General features: G+C 38.0%; 19 protein-coding genes and 1 pseudogene. 8 read left to right on the top strand and 12 right to left on the bottom strand.

Translation table 11 applies throughout. The features are described from left to right. Positions 1-4 precede the first annotated feature (4 nt). The 7 genes and pseudogenes from DV872_RS27255 to DV872_RS07890 all read right to left on the bottom strand — a co-directional run bounded on the left by DV872_RS27255 (position 5) and on the right by DV872_RS07890 (position 4869). A complete protein-coding gene (locus DV872_RS27255; protein WP_370446653.1) occupies positions 5-313 on the bottom strand; it encodes a cation:proton antiporter regulatory subunit in 309 nt (102 codons plus the stop codon). A gap of 9 nt (positions 314-322) precedes the next feature. Further along, positions 323-1195: pseudogene (locus tag DV872_RS07915) on the bottom strand (RimK family alpha-L-glutamate ligase); the annotation flags it as partial. Then, positions 1192-2163: a succinylglutamate desuccinylase/aspartoacylase family protein gene (locus tag DV872_RS07910; RefSeq protein ID WP_114629328.1), complete on the bottom strand. Its 972-nt coding sequence runs from the start codon at positions 2161-2163 to the stop codon at positions 1192-1194. The gene DV872_RS07910 and the pseudogene DV872_RS07915, both read right to left, overlap by 4 nt. A gap of 2 nt (positions 2164-2165) precedes the next feature. Beyond that, a complete protein-coding gene (locus tag DV872_RS07905) occupies positions 2166-2645 on the bottom strand; it encodes a RimK/LysX family protein (RefSeq protein ID WP_114629327.1) in 480 nt (159 codons plus the stop codon). 50 nt (positions 2646-2695) lie between these two features. Beyond that, positions 2696-3226, bottom strand: coding sequence for a hypothetical protein (locus DV872_RS07900; protein ID WP_147283126.1), 531 nt, complete (start codon positions 3224-3226; stop codon positions 2696-2698). A gap of 84 nt (positions 3227-3310) precedes the next feature. Continuing rightward, positions 3311-4117, bottom strand: a complete 807-nt coding sequence (locus DV872_RS07895; protein WP_114629325.1) for a mechanosensitive ion channel family protein — start codon at positions 4115-4117, stop codon at positions 3311-3313. A gap of 5 nt (positions 4118-4122) precedes the next feature. Then, complete coding sequence (locus tag DV872_RS07890) at positions 4123-4869, bottom strand: DUF432 domain-containing protein (RefSeq protein ID WP_114629324.1); 747 nt, start codon at positions 4867-4869, stop codon at positions 4123-4125. 81 nt (positions 4870-4950) lie between these two features. Here DV872_RS07890 and corA point away from each other — a divergent pair, with 81 nt between their 5' ends. Continuing rightward, entirely contained in the window at positions 4951-6012 is a 1062-nt protein-coding gene (corA, locus tag DV872_RS07885) for a magnesium/cobalt transporter CorA (RefSeq protein WP_114629323.1), read from the top strand. A 340-nt stretch (positions 6013-6352) separates the two neighbouring features. Beyond that, positions 6353-8581 carry a glycosyltransferase family 4 protein gene (locus DV872_RS07880; RefSeq protein WP_114629322.1) on the top strand — a complete coding sequence of 743 codons (2229 nt, stop codon included), beginning with the start codon at positions 6353-6355 and terminating at the stop codon, positions 8579-8581. Positions 8582-8621: 40 nt separating this feature from the next. On the opposite strand, the gene DV872_RS07875 is transcribed toward DV872_RS07880, so the two are convergent. From DV872_RS07875 to DV872_RS07860, 4 genes are all read right to left on the bottom strand, one after another. Then, positions 8622-10091, bottom strand: a complete 1470-nt coding sequence (locus DV872_RS07875) for a glycoside hydrolase family 130 protein (protein WP_114629321.1) — start codon at positions 10089-10091, stop codon at positions 8622-8624. 82 nt (positions 10092-10173) lie between these two features. After that, positions 10174-11406: a hemolysin family protein gene (locus DV872_RS07870; RefSeq protein ID WP_114629320.1), complete on the bottom strand. Its 1233-nt coding sequence runs from the start codon at positions 11404-11406 to the stop codon at positions 10174-10176. Continuing rightward, the gene (locus tag DV872_RS07865) at positions 11403-12668 is read right to left on the bottom strand and encodes a hemolysin family protein (protein WP_114629319.1); all 1266 of its coding nucleotides are present in this window, start codon (positions 12666-12668) and stop codon (positions 11403-11405) included. Before DV872_RS07865 ends, DV872_RS07870 begins: the two co-directional genes overlap by 4 nt. 143 nt (positions 12669-12811) lie before the next feature. Next, on the bottom strand, positions 12812-13747 hold the full coding sequence (locus tag DV872_RS07860) for an RQC domain-containing protein (protein WP_114629318.1): 936 nt from the start codon (positions 13745-13747) through the stop codon (positions 12812-12814). A 232-nt stretch (positions 13748-13979) separates the two neighbouring features. On the opposite strand from DV872_RS07860, the gene DV872_RS07855 reads away from it, so the two are divergent. The 6 genes from DV872_RS07855 (at position 13980) to DV872_RS07830 (ending at position 20387) form a co-directional block, all read left to right on the top strand. Next, positions 13980-15338 (top strand): ABC transporter substrate-binding protein, encoded by a 1359-nt coding sequence (locus DV872_RS07855; protein WP_114629317.1) that lies wholly within the window; start codon positions 13980-13982, stop codon positions 15336-15338. Positions 15339-15441: 103 nt separating this feature from the next. After that, positions 15442-16329 carry a carbohydrate ABC transporter permease gene (locus DV872_RS07850; protein ID WP_114629316.1) on the top strand — a complete coding sequence of 296 codons (888 nt, stop codon included), beginning with the start codon at positions 15442-15444 and terminating at the stop codon, positions 16327-16329. 57 nt (positions 16330-16386) lie between these two features. Next, entirely contained in the window at positions 16387-17196 is an 810-nt protein-coding gene (locus DV872_RS07845; RefSeq protein WP_114629315.1) for a carbohydrate ABC transporter permease, read from the top strand. Positions 17197-17244: 48 nt separating this feature from the next. After that, positions 17245-17901 (top strand): MBL fold metallo-hydrolase, encoded by a 657-nt coding sequence (locus tag DV872_RS07840; protein WP_158546881.1) that lies wholly within the window; start codon positions 17245-17247, stop codon positions 17899-17901. 13 nt (positions 17902-17914) lie between these two features. Next, the gene (locus tag DV872_RS07835) at positions 17915-18679 is read left to right on the top strand and encodes a response regulator (RefSeq protein WP_114629313.1); all 765 of its coding nucleotides are present in this window, start codon (positions 17915-17917) and stop codon (positions 18677-18679) included. 1 nt (position 18680) lies between these two features. Continuing rightward, positions 18681-20387 (top strand): sensor histidine kinase, encoded by a 1707-nt coding sequence (locus DV872_RS07830; protein WP_114629312.1) that lies wholly within the window; start codon positions 18681-18683, stop codon positions 20385-20387. 7 nt (positions 20388-20394) lie between these two features. Here DV872_RS07830 and DV872_RS07825 read toward each other — a convergent pair whose 3' ends face one another. Continuing rightward, positions 20395-21330, bottom strand: coding sequence for an RQC domain-containing protein (locus DV872_RS07825; RefSeq protein ID WP_114629311.1), 936 nt, complete (start codon positions 21328-21330; stop codon positions 20395-20397). Positions 21331-21452 lie beyond the last annotated feature (122 nt).

Genomic DNA, 21452 nt, shown 5'->3' with positions numbered 1-21452 from the left:
AATTTTAGATTTCAGCCACCATATTGTCAGGTAGTTTTTTAACTTTTTCTCTGCGCTTTTTTCTTTTGGGAATCATGCTGCGCATTGATTCAAGGCGGCCAAAGCAAAGCAATCGGTCATTTGCTTCCAATATTCTGTTTTCCCTCGGGTTCGGGATTACCTCTGTTTCCCTGTGGAGGGTTAGAACTGTGATATCCTGATCCCTGAGACCCGATTCTGCTACAGTTTTTCCTACAATATGGCTGTCTTCCTTAACAAGTATTTCAGCAACCCCATAACCAGTGCTGATTGTTAAACGTTGTCGTACATCCAATTCAGGGAAGTCTACCTGGTTAGCAATATAATCAATAATGGAACCGGCTATATCCAGTTCGGTGGCTTTTTCAATTCCTTCCAGTCCCGGAGAAGAATTTACTTCCATTACAAGTGGGCCATCTTTACTTTCAAGCATATCAACACCTGCTACCCTGAGGCCCATGATCTGAGCAGCTCTAACAGCAGTCTGCTCATAAAGGGAGTCCAGGTTTATTGCTTCAACTGAACCACCTCTATGTACATTAGATCTGAATTCATCACCCTGAGCGCTTCGTCTCATTGCCCCTACCACTCTGTCTCCCACAACGAGAGCACGTATATCCTTCCCCTTGCTTTCAGAGATAAACTGCTGAATAAGAACATTCTGCTGAGTACTCTGCAATGTTTCAATTATGGCTTCTGCCACTTTTAGTTCCGGTGCCAGGATTACACCTATTCCCTGGGTCCCTTCTAGCAGTTTGATCACCACTGGAGCACCACCGACTCTCTGGATGGCAGAAATAACATCTTTCTGATCTCGGACAAAAGTCGTCGCAGGAATTCCTATATCATGACGGGAAAGTATTTGAGTCGCCCGAAGTTTATCTCTGGAGTTGGATATTCCGTTAGAGGTATTAGGTGTGTAGACATCCATCTGTTCAAATTGCCTGACAACAGCAGTCCCGAAATAGGTTATGGAAGCTCCAATTCTTGGCAAAATGGCATCATAATCGGAAAGTTGTTTTCCTTGAAACTGTAAATCAGGTGAATTTCCTGACAAATCAATGGCGAATCTCAATGTATTCAGTACTTTACATTGGTGCCCTCGCTCCAGTGCTGCCATTTTTAATCTTTGTGTGCTATAGGATCTTGGTGCCCTTGATAATATTGCCAGTTTCATTCGCCATTAACCTCCGCTATATGGTATAAAGCATCTCCCTGATTTACCAGGGGCTGCATGCTTCGTCCAATTATCAAACCACTGCTATGGGCTATAATACGTCCCAGCTGTTTTCCAAGAGAGTTGTGAATGAGGCCCATGGTCTGCCCTTTATTGATAAACTCTCCCAGCTCACTGCCCATTATTGCTATTCCACTTTTCTTTGCTCTCAGCCAGGAACTGTTTCTGCTTTCCAGTGACTGCATCTCATTAGGTTCAGTAAAAGTATCAGTCATTCCTTGATCTGCAAGTATTCTCATAATGCCATTTACGGCATATCTTATGGCTTCATAGTCAAAGCGATTGGCTTCTCCTCCCTCATAAAGAAGAACTTTTTTACCTCTCTCACTGGCAGCCCCTCTTAGAGAACCATCCCGGATTTTTGAATGGAGCATAATAGGGGCACCGAATACCTCACATAACCTTTTTGACTCAGGATTATCAAGATCTGATCGAATTTGAGGGTAATTTGCTCTATTATTTGAGCCTGTATGAAGGTCTATACCCATATCACATCTGCTGACAATCTCAGACATAAAGAGGTGCGCAATTCCTGCGGCAAGAGAGCCTTTGGCTGAACCGGGGAAGGATCGGTTTAGATCTCTCCTGTCAGGGAGATATCGTTCTCTATTTAAAAATCCATGCACATTAACTATGGGAACTGTAATCAGTGTACCCCTCAGCTTCTTTGGATTTATCTTTTCGATTACCTGCCTGATGATTTCCACTCCGGCTACTTCATCTCCATGTATTGCTGCACTTATCCATATCACAGGTCCCGGTTCATATCCGTTGAATATATAGAGAGGAATGGATATTTGATTACCTGTCACTAACTTTACAAGAGGTAATTCTCCTGTTGCTTTTGTGCCGGGTTTTACAAGCATATCAGCAATTTCAAAGCTGGAGTTTTTTACTCTATCGGGCATGATTAGATCTTACCCCTGTTTTTTTTTCTTATCTCTAAGCTTGGCTTTCCACCCAAGTAGGATTTTCCCGGTATTACAAAAAAGTTTTTTCTCATAGAAATTCTCCCCAAAAGCATCCGAAAACCCATCGTAGATCTGTTGCTAAGGGTCATTTCTGTTTTTACTTTTTGTCCGGCAAGTTCCAGAGTTGCCAGAATGACAGGTCTTCGTTCCTGACATCCTGAAGAACTCTTAACATATTTGAAAGAAGTCACCGGGGCAGAAATTCTCACCTTATCCATAGAAGATTCCTGCCAGGGATACACATAGAAACTGACCCATTGCTCTGTATTCTGCTCAAAATATTCCAATTCACCTACATGTAAGGAAGATGTTCTGGCACCTGTATCAACTTTGACTTTAATATAATCAATCTTCCAATCAGGGAAGGATACCCATTCTCTCCAACCAATTGCAGTAAGGTCTGAAAAATCTTTCTTCAAGTGAGTAATCCCCAACTTTTCTATTAATATGATTTCTCTTTTATTATAGATTATTCTAATAAGTAAATTTCATCAGCACGAAGAAAAGTTACATGTTTACCCGGGCGTCCCCGAAGTATCTCTTTCAGCTCCACCATTCTAGATCTGTCTTCAATGGAGCCTTCAATAATTAGTTTTGTCTTCCCATTTATATATTCTCTGGTAGACATGGTGAAGTCGTAATTGTGATTTGAGAGGGTTCTGATTAGTTCGCTTCTATCAATATCGTTTTCAAGTGATATTCTGGCATAATATTGACGCTGACCAATAAGTTTTTTATCCAGCTTCTTTTTTATGGCACTACTTAATAAACCGCCGAGAATTGAGCCTGAACCATAGATTACAACATACATGGGATTGGTCTGCATTAAATTGAGGATTATCTTGATTACAGTTATTCCATACATGGCTTCAAAAAAGTTTATTGAAAGGGAATAGTATTTATTTCCCCGGCTGAATGCATCTATTTTTGCCAGAAACAGAGTATCCTGACCAATTCTTAGCAGCAGAATCATACCTGCAATCCGGATCGTGTCTAACATACTTCACCTCAAATATAAAAGTGAGGAAAATATAGTGATTTGAGGATGATGTGTATATAGATATTGTTGAAGAAATAAAAAAAATTAAAGAGGATTCACAATTGTAATATGAGTGTAGGGAATCTCAATTCTCTCTTCTTTGAAACGATTATGAATATCCATCATCATCGTATTTTTAGTGTCAACATAACGACTTTTTTCAAACCATATACCAAAGTGTATCTGGATACCGGAGTCTGCAAATTCTTTTATCATCAGAAAAGGTTCAGGTTCATCAAGACACAATGTATTTTCAGTAGCAATTGCTTTCAAGGTCTCTATTACATGCTGAAGATTTTCCTTATAGGCTACAAGGATTTGAATATCCAGTCTTCTAATAGGAAATCTGGTAATGTTCGTTATATCTGTTGAGATAAGTGTTTCATTAGGTATACGGATGAGCAGGTTATCAAATGTTTTCAGCATTATTGATAACAGATCGATGGAATATACTACTCCGACTTTATCTCCTACCTTAACAACATCTCCAATTTCAAAGCTTTTTTCTGTTACCAGAAAGATTCCACTGATTATATTCCCCAAACTTTTCTGCGAGGCAACACCTACTGCAATACCCAGAATACCAGCTGCACCCAGAAGAGTAGAGAGTTTTATTCCAAGCTCTGCAAGAATTATCATAAGTAGAATAGAAAAACCTATGTATTCCACTACTTTTGAAATAAGCATTCTAGTCTGTTGATTGGCATTCTTCTGAAAAGATCTATTGAGAGAAAATTTTATCAGTCTTATGGTAAAAAGACCGGCAAAAAAGATCAGAAGAACAACAATTATTTTTTCAATATCAATAGTTCCGAAGATGTCACGGTGCAAGAAGTCTTTAATATTCTGCATTTTCCCTACCCATTATAAAGCGTTTTTAAAAAGAAAAAACTCTTTTTAAGTACACTTTTTTCTTCTTTTTTCCTGGGATCTGAGGCGATCCTCATTGGTGGGATTTCCTCTTGTGGTTTCTTTTTTATAATAACCTGACTGGTCTGTTCAGCTCCTTTAAAGCTGATAGTTACAGGGCTTGTAAAGATATGATCAGCGCCAAAATATAGTGTTAAAAAGGGGCCTCTCAAGATCATTCTCTCAAAATTGAGGATCTGATTTGATTTATTTATTATTGTCAAAGGACAGAGCGCCATCTTGTGTTTTGATTCAGAATCTAAAGATTTTTTTGAAAGAGAACTCACTACAGAATAACAAAGTTCACCACTATCTGGATTTCCAAAGAAACTTTGGGACAAGGGAGTAAAAGGATGCTCCCAAAGAGTCGTTCTTTTTCCCGGGGATCCGAAGGTCACAGCTATCATCAGAGGGATTTCCAAATGAACTTCCAATTTGTTCCCGGGAATGATTGATAATTCATCAATAGGTTTCACAACTATAGGAAGTTCAGGTAATGCCGGTTCCAGATAGACTGGTTGTTCTTTACCTACAATATAACGCTTAGACTCGCTATTTTTATTTTCAATGCTTATATCAATGGAGAGAATTTCTCCATCTCTCAGGATTTTAATTCTATTATTCTGATTTAGAGAAATTGATATTTCTTTTCTATTTGGAGATATCTCTCCCCATGGAATAATAAAATTTTCCAACTCGTATCACTCCTGCAAAACATTGATTTGATTCTACCTTTGTCAGTAAAAACAGTTTATCATTATTCTTGAGGTAATTATATGGCACGATTTTATAAAAAGAGAAATGTATCTTTTGGCAAAAAGCCTGGAGAAGCTGTTTATATCGGAAACAAATCGAATGAAACACCATATGTTACATGGATATCTTTTGATGTAAATAATATTGAAAGGTTTGATGAGCTGAGTAACTTTTCGGAGATCAGCTTAAAGCCAGATAAAATTAACTGGCTTAGTGTTCATGGACTTTCTGATGTTAACTTTTTAAGTGATATGAAGCTAAAGTATGATATCCCATCCCTTGTCATTGCAGATCTAATGAACACAGGTTTAAGACCTAAAATCTCTATATGGGATGAAGGGCTATTTTTATCAATGAAAAGCCTTGAATCTCCTGAAGACTCAATACAGACGAACTCTGAGCAGGTGAGTTTTCTTTTATTAGAGAACTGTCTCATAACATTTCAGGAAACAAAGTTAGATCATTTTAAGACTATCCATGAAAGGCTGGATCAAAAATTCGGTAAAGTAAGGGGGAAAACGGCTGATTATCTTCTGTACTCCCATATGGACTGCCTTGTGGATCAGTATATTTCGGTGGTCCAGAATTTGGCAGAACAAATTGAAACGCTCTGTCTGGAATTCAGAGAGACACCAGGGAAACAGACTATCCTGGCAGCAAATATTCTTAATCGGGAGTTGTTATACCTCAGGAAAACAATAAACCCTGTCAGAGAAATGATAAAAAGATTGTTTGAAACGGAAAATCAGAGTATTCAAAAATCAACAAAACCCTATATCTCTGATCTGTACTCAAGTGTTATTCAGTTATCTGAAACTATTGATATCTATAAAGATATTCTCTCCTCTGAAATGGATACATATACAGTTATGCTGAATAATAAACTGAATGAAATAATGAAGCTTATGGCGATAGTTTCGGTAATCTTTCTACCTATGACCTTAATTACCGGGATATATGGTACCAATTTTGACTTTATACCAGAATTGGGAATGAAATTCGGATATTTATATCTTTGGGCTATTCTACTTTCTATTTCTTCAGTTCTCGTTCTATATTTTAAAAAAAAGAAGTGGCTATAAGATTGTTTGCTGATGATGTCAGGAGACTCTTTATTTACAACTCTGATAAAATGACAAAGCAGTAAATAAGTGATGGGAAAGGTTATACTCTTGAGCTTACAGAATTTATAAACAGTTGAATAGTACCTTGAAATTTCTTTGATCCGTGGAATGTGCAACGGCCCATATGACTCATCTTGTCTTTTTTATCCTTTGAATAGGTTTCGACAGTTCTTTCCAAAAACTGCTGATTTTTCAATATTACTATTCTGTGAATTTTTTCAGGTTTTATGAAATAGAAAATATTTTTATACCACAAATAAACTATAATTATAGTTTATTTGTTTATAAGGATGGATTTATGAAAATAGCCTGTATAGGGAATTATCCTCCCAGAGAATGTGGGATAGCTACATTTACCAAGGATTTCATTCAATCACTTCTTGATAACAATGCAGAGGGCTCTGAGAATATCGAGGCTTACGTTATAGCCATGAATGATCAGGATCAAGAATATGAGTACCAGGATATTGTAGCAAAAACTATTAATCAGAATATTCCAAAAGATTATATTAAAGCGGTGGAATTCATAAACTTCAGTAATGCGGATGTGTGTGTTCTTCAGCATGAGTTTGGTATTTATGGTGGAAACAGCGGTGTTTACATCCTACCTCTAATTCATAGGCTGACAATTCCCCTGATTGTGATCTTCCATACGGTATTAAAAAATCCATCTTACAATGAAAGGAATATCATCGTTGAAATAGGGAAGAAGGCCTCAAAAATTGTTGTGATGAACAGCCTGGCAATAGAAATCCTTGAAGAAGGTTATGGTATTTCAAAAGATAAAATTGCTGTCATTCCCCATGGTGTACCCGTGTATGACTTCACACATAATCAGGAAGAGAAAGAGCGATTTAATGTATTGGGGAGAAAAACTCTTATAACTTTTGGATTATTAAGCCGGAATAAGGGGCTGGAAACAGTCATTAAAGCCCTCCCGGAAGTTGTAAAGAAACACCCGGATCTATTGTATATCGTTCTGGGCAAGACTCATCCTGCTGTCGTTCGTCACTCTGGAGAGGAGTACAGGAATTATCTGAAACTCCTTGTAAATGAACTTGGCCTCCTTGATAATGTTTATTTTGATGACCGTTTTGTTGATACTGATGAATTATTGGGTTATTTAGCGGCAACGGATCTTTATGTCACTCCTTATCTGAATGAGGCACAAATCACCAGTGGTACTCTTTCTTATGCTGTGGGGGCAGGAGCGGCAGTTATATCAACGCCATACTGGCATGCTAAAGAACTTCTAACTAAAGATAGAGGAATACTATTTGATTTCAATGATTCCAAAGGCTTAGCAAAGATTCTGATTGATTTACTTGACAACCCTGAAAAGCTGCAATCCTATAGAAACAATGCCTTTGAATACGGGAAAAAAACGAGTTGGCCTGAAATAGGAAGGCAATATCTCGTTCAGGCTGATGAAGCCAGAAAATCATATATAGAGGATCATCATGAGAAGGAGTGGGTTATCAAGCCCCTCCTCTTACCTCAATTCAGTATGGATCATGTTAGTAGAATGACAGATACATCAGGGATCTTACAGCATGCCAAATATAATATTCCAAAGTGGAACGATGGATACTGTGTCGATGATAATTCCCGGGCTCTTTTAATGGCATCCATGGCATACCAGCAATTTAAAGATCCGGAAGTATTAAGGTTGATGTCTTATTATCTGAGCTTTATTCAGTATATGCAGAATGATGATGGAACCATAAGAAATTTTCTAGGGTACGACAGACAATATCTTGATGAGAAGGGTTCTGAAGATTCATTCGGACGGACCATTTGGGCATTGGGTTTTTTAGTCAGATCACTGCCGAGTGATTCATATTCAGAACTGGCCAGAGAGCTCTTTTTGAATTCCTATTCCCAATTTGATGCATTAAGCTCTCTTAGAGGTATTGCAAACACTATTCTTGGTGTCTGTCACTGGCTTCATCGATATCCTGGAGATGAGGGTATGCTGCGGACACTGAAACTACTTACATCTAAAATTCTGCCCCGTTACGGTGATCATAATAAGGGTGACTGGCACTGGTTTGAACAAAGTTTATCCTATGATAATGGAATCATTCCATACGCTCTGCTGCATTCTTATGAAATCACTTCTGATGTAGAGACATTGAGTATTGCATTGGAAAGCCTTCAGTTCCTGGAAAATGTGGTTTTTAAGGAAAGTTCTCTTAGCCTTGTGGGTAGTGAAAATTGGTATACCAATGGGGAGGAATGTTCTGATTTTGATCAGCAGCCCCTGGATGCCATGTCCATTGTCCTGATGTTTCATCAGGCTTATATGGTCACAAGGGATAAGAGACATCTTCAAAAAATGTTCGATTCCTTTCTCTGGTTTCTTGGTGAGAATGACTTAAGGATTCCTCTTTATGACTTTGAAACCAAAGGTTGTAATGACGGTTTGAAAATCCATGGAGTCAACAGAAATCAGGGTGCCGAGAGTACTCTGGCCTATCTGATCTCTCATTTGACTGTAATGTCCTGTTATGAGATTTCTGTTTGACAGGCAGGGCCTTCGTTCTGGCTCGTTGATCTAATAGATATCAGGCATTACTTGTCATCACCTTCAGAACCTCATCCAAATGAAGAGAGGCAAAGGATGAGGCGGAATCAGACATCCCGTAGGGAATAATCAGTTCATTATTATGGACCATGGATCCGCAGGAATAAACGACATTCGGTACATATCCTTCCCGTTCTTCATCGTTGGGGATGAGAATCGGATGTTCATATTGGCATATCACTTTTTCAGGATGTTCCAGGTCCAGCAGGGTTAAGCCCAGGCAATATTCTCTCATGGCTCCAACTCCATGAGTTACCAATAACCATCCTTTCTCAGTTTCGATAGGAGAGCCGCAATTTCCTATCTGTACAAATTCCCAGGGGTATTTGGGTTCTTCCATTTTGATGTTTTCCTGCCAGGTCAATAAATTCTCCGAATACATCATATAGTTACAGAATCCATCAATTCTGGAGACCATCACATACTGACCTCTTATTTTCCTGGGGAAGAGGGCCATTCCCTTATTCTGGGCCGATTGACCATGAAGGGGCCTTATGGTGAAATGATAAAAGTCTTTTGTTTCAAGTATTTTTGGGAGAATCGCAAATCCGTTATAAGCAGTAAATGTCGCATAATAAGTTACCTGCCCATCATCATCTGTGAATCTTACAAACCGTGCATCCTCAATACCATTCCGTTCAGAATCAGACACTGGAAAAATCACTCTTTCTGATATTGTCGTATCTTCTGAAAAAGTGATGTCATAATGTGCATCGGCGAGCCATATAAGAGATTTAATGACATTCTTTTTAGAAAGAGAGACTTCCATGTCTTTTACACTTTCATGAATACTGCGTTGAAGATCTCCAAATGTAAAGTTATCATTCAAACGGTTCATTATCTGATCAACAATATCTTTATGGATATTCAGTTCATCCAATTTATGTATATATTGTTCTTTATTATATTCTCTCATCTTGATGACATCCGGCATTTCAACTAAATCATTTTTGTTTCTAAAGGTCAGCTTATTCTTACTGTCAATGATTCCACTTCTGAAAACTATGGATGAGATATGTCCTTCTCCTGTTGCCCTGAAGCTTACAATTATTCTTTTCTGTCCTTCTTCCAGATGATCCTGATTGGGAGCTTCCATTATGGACGGATTAAAAAAAGCAGCTGATTCTATTGAATATTCATGTGTGAAATAGGAACCTATTAACAGCTTCTTTTCCCGGGTAAGAGAATTCTCATCAATTCCAAGATCCTGAAGAAAATGGATGATATTTGAGAAGTGTTTTTCAAATATGGATGTAATATTTCTGTGTCTGTTTCCATAGGTAGATAAAATTCTTCTAAGTTTATACTTTGTATCCACTTCATTCATATTCAGAATCTTCTGAATGAGCAGTCGACTCCGTTCATCCCCTCCGGCGACAAAAAAGCGTGCGATGACTCTCTTTGAGTCAGGATAAAAGCGATTTTCGAAACGATTTATATGAATACTCATTTTTTTGGTCTCCAGATAGTAATTATAGTCTCAAACAAGTGAATGCAAGTTATAAATAATGAATAAAAAAAGCCTCTTTTTATTATTCATGCAGAGTCGGTATCAGTTCAATACGAACACTTCTTATTGTTAGTTGATCTGCCTCCAGAACTGTAAATCTAATCTGATTTTCATTGTATTCCGTGCCGGAATCAGGGATACTTCCCAGCTTTTCGCAGAGATAACCACCAAGGGTTTCATTGTTTTCTTTTTTAATTCTTTGATTAATTATGTGAGAGAGATATTCCAGGTCAGTATTTCCGGGAGCAATAAAAGTATTCTTATCCAGAGATCGGACATCCTCTTTGATGGTGTTAATATTTCCTGGTATCATTCCGAGAATTTCCGAAGCAATTTGCTGATGGGTGACAATACCCGAAATCCCTCCATATTCATCACAGAGAAAGACCACATCAAGGTTCTCTTGAACCATGGAATAGAGCAGTTCCGGAAGCTTCTTGACTTCGGGGAAAAAAACCGGCTTTAATAAAATCTGTTTTAAAGACAGGTCTCCGGATTTAAATAAATCTTCAATGTCAATGTATCCGACAATATTATCGGTTCGATTTTTATAGCATGGGAAGTATCGCTGATTAGATTGACCAGCGGCTCGTATTAACTCCAAAGGGTTTGTGTCTATATGATATATAGATTGCTTATGCAACGGAATCATAGCTTCTGAGGCAAGGGTAAGTCCAAAATCCAGTATTTCATCAATAATCCTAAAATCATCATTCCCTAAACCTGATTCCTTACTGCTTAAATGCATAAGAAGCCTGAAATCATCTCTGGACCGGGGTATTTTTTCTCCTGTGTTTTTTTGTTTCATCAGTATCATCAGTATTTTAACAATTAGATTCAACAAGAATGAAATCGGGAGAAATATGTAGAAGAATAAATGCATTGTCACTGCCAATCGTACTGTGATGGTATCAGCATTTCTTCTAAAGAAGGTTTTAGGTATTATTTCGGAGAAAAGGAGGTAGACAATGGTTAATACCATACTGCCGCTGATGGCTACGGTCAGAGAGTATTGGTTTCTTAGATAATTTGATAAAACAACAGCACTGGTGACAACAGCAACATTAGTACCGATCAGTGTGGTTGCAAGGAGTCTTTCAGGCTTTTTTAACAGAAAATGGGCAGAATTTGCCCAGATCTTACCCAGTTCTTTATTGGAGTATATTTTAAGTTTATCTGCTGACAGTAAACCCGTTTCCATTCCTGCGAAGAAAGAAGCAATAATCAAACAGGAAATCTCTATAATCAGAATCATGGTCGGTACCTTTTTTCAATCTTCAGGTTTTTGATAGTGTTTTTGTCCATCTCCAGTACTATTATATGTAGATCATGAAACAGTACCTCATCTCCCGATTCGGGAATATCGCCAAATAATTCAAGAAACAATCCTGCGATTGTCTCAACATCAAAATCAATCTCCACACCAAAGTATTCTTCGAAGTCTTCAATAGGCATAGAGGCGGGGATAACCGTTGTTCCCTGATTGTTGTCATTTTGTGTTTCCTGAATGGGGTTGTAAAAAACTCTTAAAACGTCTTCGATTATATTTTTAAACCAGATAACTCCTGCGGTTCCTCCAAATTCATCTACCAGTAGGGCTAATTCTGAGTTGTCTTCCCTCATTTCTAGGATCAGTGTGGGTAGATCCTTCGATTTAGGTACAATATGAAAGTCCCTGGATAATGTTTTTATACTTTCATTAAGATGAGATTGCTCAAATTTGCATTCCAGAAGCCGGGGTATGGGAATCCATCCAGATAGATGATCGCTGTCATTGTTCCGGAGTATGATCGATAGGTTCATTATATATTTTTTGTCTTCTGCAATGATGTCCAGAACCTCTCCGATATTCAAATCACTTGATATGGTATTAAGAACCTTTCGCTGTGTCATAACACTATAGGCAGGCTTTCCTGTGAATGCCAGATATGACTTAAAAAGTCTGTATTCAGAGTGTATTAAAATAGACTGCTTATATCCCATTTCTGCTGTGGTTAGAACTAAGCTGTGTTTTTTTTCATTTTCTATTCTCATGTCTTTTGGAAATAGATTTAAAAACCAGGTACTGATATGATTCAGAACAGACCGGACAGGAGTTAAGAATAGATGAAGATAGTACAAAGGCTTGGCAGTCAGGTTTGAAAAGCTCCTGGAGTGATTTACAGCAATCCTTTTAGGAGTGAGTTCTCCAAAAATCAAAAGCAATAATGTCATCCCAATAATCGAATATATCTCAGATTTTCCTCTGAATAATCGATCACCGATAATACTTCCGATACTTGATGCAAATATATTCACTACCATATTCCCTGTAAGTATTGTAATAAGGAGTTGTTCCTGATTTTCAAGAAGGAAGGAAAGAATAGCTTTCTTTTTTATTGACTTATTCTCTTTGAGGGAATTCCGTTCCAGGCGATTCAAGGAGAAAAATGCTGTCTCTGAACCTGAAAAAAAGAAAGAGAATAGAAGGAGAATGGCCAGGAAAATATAATTGAGGTAAAATGAATCAAATATCATATGATTTCCTTCTTATATCCATTATAAACGGCTGAATATGTTTAAAAAGACTTTTATATATGTCTTTTATTATAGACGTTTATTGTGCCTCAATAGATGAAAATCAATTTATTTCTGGTCTGAAAAGATTTAATTATCTGATTTTAATACCCCAGAAACGCTTTAATCTCAGGAATAAAAAACGGCCCATACTGTTCCAGCTTGGTCTCACCAACACCGGATACCCTCAGGAAAGCAGTGTTGTCCACAGGCTTCAGGGCGCTCATCTCCCGCAGGGTCTTATCTGAGAAAATAACATAGGGTGGAACACCTTTCTTTTTGGCCAGTTTCATACGGACATTTTTAAGAAGATCAAAAAGAGTCTCGTCATATTTACCGCTCTTGGCAAATAAGTCCTCTTCCGCTGATGGAGGGGGAGGCAGTTTATCCTCACGCTTCAGAATGTAGAAGGATTCTCTGCCGAAAAGAACACGGCGGCCCTTTTCGGTAATCTTCAGCGCATTATATGCTTCACTGTCCTGGAGGACGCCTTCCTGGCTGAGAAGCTCTTCAATTATACCCCGCCACCAATTTTTACTCTTATCTTTACCTACTCCATAGGTCTTTATCTGATCATGTCCCATGCGGCGGATTTTTTCTGTATCCGCTCCCTGAACGACATCAATCACATGGGTCAGGCCGAAACGTTCTTCTGTTCTCATGACGGCAGAGAGTATTTTCTGGGCATCCACAGAGGCATTGATCTTCTCCATTTCTCCTGTACATATATCGCAGAAGCCGCAGTCGTCGGCAGCGGGCTCATCAAAGTATTCCAGGACCTGTTTCCGCCGGCATACATTGACCGATCCGAAACGTGCCATACGGCTCAGGTTGTCCTTTGCTTTCTGCTTTTCTTCAGGATCATCTATCTGATTGATAAAATATTGCTGTTTGACCAGGTCTCCTGCAGAGTAGAGGAGGAGACAGTGAGATTCCAGGCCGTCACGTCCGGCTCTTCCTGTCTCCTGATAATAGCCTTCCATGCTTTTGGGAAGGTCTCCGTGGATCACAAAACGGATATTGGATTTATCGATACCCAAGGGGTAAGTATTATTAAGTACCTATATTTTTATATATGGAAATCGATTAGAAACTTCAAATTCTTTCCTCTGATATACAGTTCCACTCCAAGAATTACTAATTCTAGCTAAAACAAGAAGAATCTAGAAGTGCTGTTTTTTACACATTCTGATCCGTTCTGTTAGTTGTGAGATTGATATTTGGCTCCTATAATTTTTTTATCTTTAGAAGATAAATAAAGGAGTAGGAATTATGTTATTCACGAAGAAAAAGGTTCTACTAGTATTAGTTTTATCGCTTCTATGCTTTGGAACTATTTGGGCTAATGGGGATACAGAACAGACAGACACAGGTGGAAATACCGGCAGTAATGAGAAAAGTTCTGAAGTAATGACACTAAATATGTTTTATCCTGTACAGGTCGGTGGACCTCTCACAAAATTGGTTGAAAAGATCTGTGAGGATTTTACCAAAGTTAATCCAGGGATTATTGTAAAGCCAATCTACACAGGGAACTATAATGATACCGTTGTTAAAATTCAGACAGCGATTCAGGGTAAAAACCCACCTGAACTCTTTCTAAGTTTAGCTACACAGCGATTTTCATTAACCTCTACCGACTCAGTTATTGCTCTTGATGATATGATTGCTGCGGATGGTGGGGATGAGTATATAAATGACTTCCTACCTGGATTTATGGAAGATTCATTCGTGGATGGAAAAATCTGGAGTATTCCTTTTCAGAGAAGTACTCAGATCATCTATTATAATAAAGATGCCTTTAAAGAAGTTGGCTTGGATCCTGAAGCACCCCCCAAAAACTGGGATGAGCTGCTTGCATTCTCAAAAAAATTGACTAAAAAAGACAGTGATGGGAATGTTGTTAGATGGGGTGTTGGCTTAGCACAGCAGGATGGTTCTGCACAGTGGCAATTTACAGGATTCTGTCTGGAGAATAGTGTTAATGGTGAAAACCTTATGTCCGATGACGGTAAGAAAGTTTTCTTCAATACTCCTGAGAATGTTGAAGCCCTCCAGTATCAGATTGATTTACAGCAGAAACATGAAGTAATGCCTAAGGGAATTGTTCAATGGACTGACTTACCCGGTGCTTTCCTGGAAGGAAAATATGGTATCATTTACCATACAACAGGAAATCTTACCAACATATCAAAAAATGCAGACTTTGAATTTGGTACAGGTTTTATGCCCGGAAACAAGAGATATGGAGCTCCTACAGGTGGAGGAAACTTCTATATCAGCAAGGGTGTTTCTGAAGAGAAACAGAACGCTGCATGGAAATTTATCCGCTTTGCAACATCCCCAGAAAGACTGGCTCAATGGAATGTTGATACAGGATATGTAGCCCCTAGGATTTCATCTTTTGAAACTTCTATCATGAAAAATTACTATGCTAATCTACCCCAGGCCATGGTAGCTAAAGATCAGCTGAAATATGCTAAACCTGAGCTGACAACCTATGATGCATCAAAAATGTGGAGAATCTTCAATGATAACTACCAGGCTGCCATCATCGGCGACTTAACTCCTCAGGAAGCTTTGGATAAAGCTCAGAGAGAAGGTACAAGAGCCTTGGCACGATTTCAGTAATCTGAAGATTCATTTTTAAGTTCTGAACAAGGGTGTTCTATAAAAGGAGCACTCTTGGTTACAGTAAAACTGGATTTTTTAACAATTTACAATGAGGTAAATCATGATTCGTATTTCAAAAAGATTGGAAAATGATCTTCTCGCTCTGCTTTTATTATTACCATCTCTGATCTTTCTGTTTCTGTTTACAATCTTTCCTATTCTGAAAAGTATCTACATGAGTTTTATGGATATGCAATTGGGTATGAAGGAACCATTATTTTTAGGATTTGCGAATTACAAGTATCTTTTTTCAGACCCATTATTCTGGAAAATTATGGGTAATACTTTTTTCTTTGCTTTTTTAACAGTGATTCCCAGCATGATTATCGGTCTTTCTTTGGCAATGCTGCTTAATCTTAAGAGTAAAATGACCGGTTTTTTAAGGGTTTCATTTTTCTCTCCTGTTGTTATGCCAATGATCGCTGTATCAAGTATATGGATGTTTATCTATATGCCTGATGCCGGATTATTGGATCAGCTTTATAAAAGTTTCGGTTTGTCCGGACAGATATACTTACAGGAATCGAACGCTGTCCTCCCTGCACTTTCTGTTGTTTACAACTGGAAAGAAGCAGGATTCTTAATGATTTTTTTCCTATCCGGCTTACAGAGCATATCACCCCAGATGTATGAAGCGGCACGTATTGATGGAGCTAATAAAGTTAGAATCTTCTTTGGAATGACCATACCCCTACTTATGCCGACGACGATCTTTGTGGCGACTATAGCCCTTACAGATTCATTTAAATTGGTAGATCATATTGCAATGATGACAGAGGGACAACCGAATAATTCCAGTACAACTCTGCTTTATTATATATATCAGAATGGTTTTAACTACTTTGACCAGGGCCTGGCGTCTACCCTTACAGTCATTATGCTGGTCATCATGCTCTGTGCTGCATCTATTCAGTTCTTTGCTGCAGATAAACGAATCCATTACAACTAAACCAAAATGATTTAAACGCGTTTTGAAGTTCTAATTTTAGCATAAAAAGGAAGAAATATGAAAACTAGAACAGTTTTGCTTTTTACTTGTGCGGGTCTTTTCGCCCTATTGTGGCTGATTCCCCTTATTTGGCTGGTGGTCACAGCTTTTACCGAACCGACCTATCTGATGACACTCTATCCCCAAAGTGCCCTGACTCTGGGAAATATAAAATATGTCCTTACAGCTGCCCCTTTTGGTCGTTATTATATCAATACCATAATGATTGTCATCGGTACTTATGGTATGCAGTTTTTAACAGTTACCCTTGCGGCATATGCTCTTGGAGTATTAAATTTCCGTTTGGAAAAACTTGTGTTCTTTTTGATTTTTGTTCAGATCATTATTCCCAATGATGTTCTTATAATGCCCAACTACTCCACCATGTCTTTTTTTAACTTAGTTGATACCAAATTGGCTATTATGCTTCCCTTTTATTGCAGTGCCTTTGGAATCCTCTTATTACGACAGAGTTTCAAGACAATCCCAAAAGCTCTCAAAGATGCATCCATGATTGATGGATGTAACACGATGCAGACCATATGGGGAGTCTATGTCCCTTGTGCAAAACCTGCCTATGTCTCATTTGGGCTTGTTTCTATCAGTTATCACTGGAACAATTATCTTTGGCCAATGATAGTTACAAACTCAGTAGAGAACAGACCTCTTACAGTCGGTCTGGCAATCTTTGCAAAGTCAAAAGAAGCTGTAATGCAGTGGTCTAATGTAACTGCGGCTACCTTTATTATTATACTTCCCCTTCTTTTAGCTTTTTTAATCTATCAGAAACAATTTATTAATAGTTTTGTAAGTTCAGGGATTAAATAAATGATAAATCTGAAATTTTTAGGTTGCGGGAGTGGATATAACCCCCAAATGAACAACACAAATGCGTATTTTACTATTGAAGACAATTTCTATCTGATAGACTGTGGTTTTACATCTTTTCAGAATGTAATACAGCTTGATGACTTCAAGAATACTCAAACTGTGACTATCTTTGTAACCCATCTTCATGCAGATCATGCCGGCAGTCTTCCTATGCTTGTGTCCTATTGTTTAAATATTATGAAAATAAAGTGCTCCATCGTATTTCCACTTACAACAGTCAAGGATCTTCTTCTGTTGATGGGTATTCCAGATAATGAATATGATTATTACCCTAGCTGGAATCATATTGGAAAAAAGGGGAAATTAGAGGTCGAAGTATATGAAGTGGATCATACTCCATTGATGAAGTGTTTTTCTTACTCGTTTACATACGAAAAATCAACTTTTTATATTAGTGGTGATTCTGCAACCATCCCTGAGAAAGTTATATTTCAATTCAAAGAAGGCGAGATTGACAGGATATACCAGGACACCATGAGTGGAAAAGGACTGCATCCCTCTCATGGTACTTTACAAATGCTTGACAGTATATTTACACCTGATCTGCGGAATAGGGTATTCTGTACTCATTACAATAAGGATTTTCGTAGCACAATCCGAGAGCATGGCTATGGTATAATCTATGAATACTCCAAAAATTAAGGAGTGAGTATCCTTGCTGAAAGTCGTATTGGCCGATGATGAATATTTTATTCTGCATGAACTGGCAGGTCTTATAGATTGGTCTGAATATAATTGTGAAATCGTCGGGCTAGCCTCAAATGGAATAGAAGCACAGAAAATGGTTCTTCAAGAGAGTGCAGATCTATTAATCTCTGATATTAAAATGCCTGGAATGGATGGACTGACTCTTATTGATTCTTTAAGTCAGGTTCGAAATATGAATTATATTCTAATCTCTGGGTATAGTGATTTCGAATATGCTTTAAAAGCGATCAAGTTCCAGGTTGCTGACTATCTTCTGAAACCCCTAGATAAGAATGATCTACAAAATGCTCTGCTTAAATTACAGACAGAGGATCTCTCATCCTCAAAGAGTGAGGATGAGAGTATTCAAGTACGATTAAGAAATGACCCATACCTTAAACACGCCTATGAATATATAGAAAATCATTATAAAAATGCCTTTAGTTTAGAGGATATGGCGAATTCTTTGAATATCAGTCCCAGTTATTTAAGTAAACTCTTTGTCAGAAAAGTTGATATGCGTTTTAAGGAATTTGTAAATCTTTACCGTATTCGAGTGAGTCAGCAAATATTGAGTAGTACAAACAAAACAATTGAAGAGGTTTCTCTATTAGCAGGATATAGTGATTATAAATATTTCACCAGGGTTTTCAAAAAGCTCTCTTTTATGACTCCTGCACAATACCGGAAAGAGGGTGAGAATTTTATAAATAATCGGGATAAGACTTTCTAAGATGAATACTTTTGAAAAAGTAAAGATCTTTTTTTTTACACACCGATATTTTATAAAACTGCTAACAGTCTATTTTCTGACTTCATTACTTGTTTTATGTACATTTATTATTGTTTTTGATCGTCTTTTTGAATCCATTTCTAATAATTACATTTATAAGAAAGAAAAAGAATGGGCCATAAAGACAGGCAATAGTATTGAAGTAATGATGGGAGACTACAGTTCATTATTACAAGATCTTGCAAAAAATAAAGGAATTCAGGATTTCTTTCTTCAGAAGGAAACAGATCTAGAAGCCAGATCCCTGATTGAACAGACGATTAATGATTATATCCTTTTTAATAAAGGTTTTGAAGAAATCCATATAATCGGAATAGATATTTCTAGAAGGATTTCCTCCGGTTATATTCCTAATATCTATCTGTACAGGAATTGGGGAATTCTATACAACATGACCAAGGACGAGCAGCGGAATAACTTTTTCTTTGCCAGTCGTTATAGAGGAATTAATGGAGAATATACATGCCTCTCAGTTGCTACAAAGGTATTTTCACCAGAGGGAAAACTAATTGCCTATATCATTTTAGATGTGTATACAAGCAGGATTACAGCCCTGCTCAATCAGGCCAATCCCAGCCAGGGTAATATCAATTTAACAGATCAGAACAACTATATTCAATATAGCAATTCTAATCAGTTTGAGGAGGGGCAGATCTATCAAAGACCCTCTGAACAGGATTATAACTATCATTTTGAGGTCCCTCTCATTCAGGATAAATTCACCTTCAATTATGATATTAAAAACTCCTATTTCAAGCTATTGAACAGAGAGCTTGGGAAAATGAGTTTTATCCTTCTTCTCTTGAGTATGCTTATCTCCATTCTCATTGCATCATTTTTTTCATCAAATTTACAGAAACCTATTAATAAGCTGATTAATGCTATGAAGATAGTGGGGAAAGGGGATCTCAATGTTCAATTAGATCTTCGTAAAAGAAATGATCTCCATGAGCTTGAAACTGAATTTAATCTCCTGGTTCGACGGTTTAAAAATCTTAATGAAGAGAATCTTGAGAGTGAACGTCTTATGCATCAGGCCCAGATCTCCAGTCTTCAGGCTCAGATTAAACCCCATTTTATATATAATATATTGGCGACTCTCAGAGGAATGGTTTATTACAGCAGTCCTGATGATGTTGCAGAGCTGATAACCAACCTTACAAAATTACTCCGTAATACCTTCGATTTTTCAAATAAACTAAAAACTCTGGAATGGCATCTCTCTATTGTTCAGTGCTATGTTGATATTCAGAATAAACGGTTTTCAGACAAGTTCAACCTGATAATCGAGAGTGACCAAAAAAGCCTTTCCTGCCTTATGCTTCCTCTATTGATACAACCCATTGTAGAAAATTCAATTTCTCATGGACTTGAGGATAAGATTGGAGATTGCCATATCTCAATCCAAACATGGGTGAAGGAAGACTATCTTTTTATAAAAATAGAGGATAATGGAACTGGTATTGATCCGGAAACTGTCAGAAGAATAAACGAGGGTGATACTACATTTTTCCAAAATCACATAGGCTTTGGTAATGTAAAGAAAAGGCTTGCCTATTTCTATGATCAGGAATGCTATATTTCACTAGAGAGTAAAGTTGGAGAAGGAACTACAGTTAAATTAAAAATTCAATATTTTCAGAATTAATGTAAAATCAGTATCCCAGAAATTCCTTAATCTTAGGGATAAAAAAAGGCCCGTATTGCTCCAGCTTGGTCTCACCAACACCGGATACCCTCAAGAAAGCAGTATTGTCCACAGGCTTGAGAGCACTCATCTCCCGCAGGGTTTTATCTGAGAAGATAACATAGGGAGGAACACCTTTTTTCCTGGCCAGTTCCATACGGACATTTTTAAGAAGATCAAACAGAGTTTCATTATATTTCCCGCTCTTGGCAAATAAGTCCTCTTCCGCTGATGGAGGGGGAGGCAGTTTATCCTCACGCTTCAGAATATAGAAGGATTCTTTGCCGAAAAGAACCCGGCGGCCTTTTTCGGTAATCTTCAGGGCATTGTAGGCTTCACTGTCCTGCAGGATGCCTTCTTGGCTGAGAAGTTCTTCGACGATTCCCCTCCACCAGTTTTTACTCTTATCTTTACCTACTCCATAGGTCTTTATCTGATCATGTCCCATGCGGCGGATCTTTTCTGTATCCGCTCCCTGAACGATATCAATCACATGGGTCAGGCCGAAACGTTCTTCTGTCCTCATGACGGCAGAGAGTATTTTCTGGGCATCCACAGAGGCATTGATCTTCTCCATCTCTCCTGTACATATATCGCAGAAGCCGCAATCGTCGGCAGCGGGCTCATCAAAATATTCCAGGACCTGTTTTCGCCGGCATACATTGACCGATCCGAAACGGGCCATACGGCTCAGGTTGTCCTTGGCTTTCTGCTTTTCTTCAGGATCATCTATCTGATTGATAAAATATTGCTGCTTGACCAGGTCTCCCGCGGAGTAGAGGAGGAGGCAGTGAGATTCAAGGCCGTCTCGTCCGGCTCTTCCTGTCTCCTGGTAATAGCCTTCCATGCTTTTGGGAAGGTCTCCGTGGATCACAAAACGGATATTGGATTTATCGATACCCATAGGGTAAGTATGATTAAAGTATAATATGTGTTTTTAATGTTGAGGGTTCATTTATCCCTCTGTATTGTTTATTTTGCTTGTAATTAACTTTATGAGAACATAAACTAAAATCTCTGTTTTTC

The sequence above is a fragment of the Oceanispirochaeta sp. M1 genome (assembly GCF_003346715.1).
Lineage (GTDB): Bacteria > Spirochaetota > Spirochaetia > DSM-2461 > DSM-2461 > Oceanispirochaeta.
This window is presented reverse-complemented; position numbering and strand designations above follow the sequence as displayed.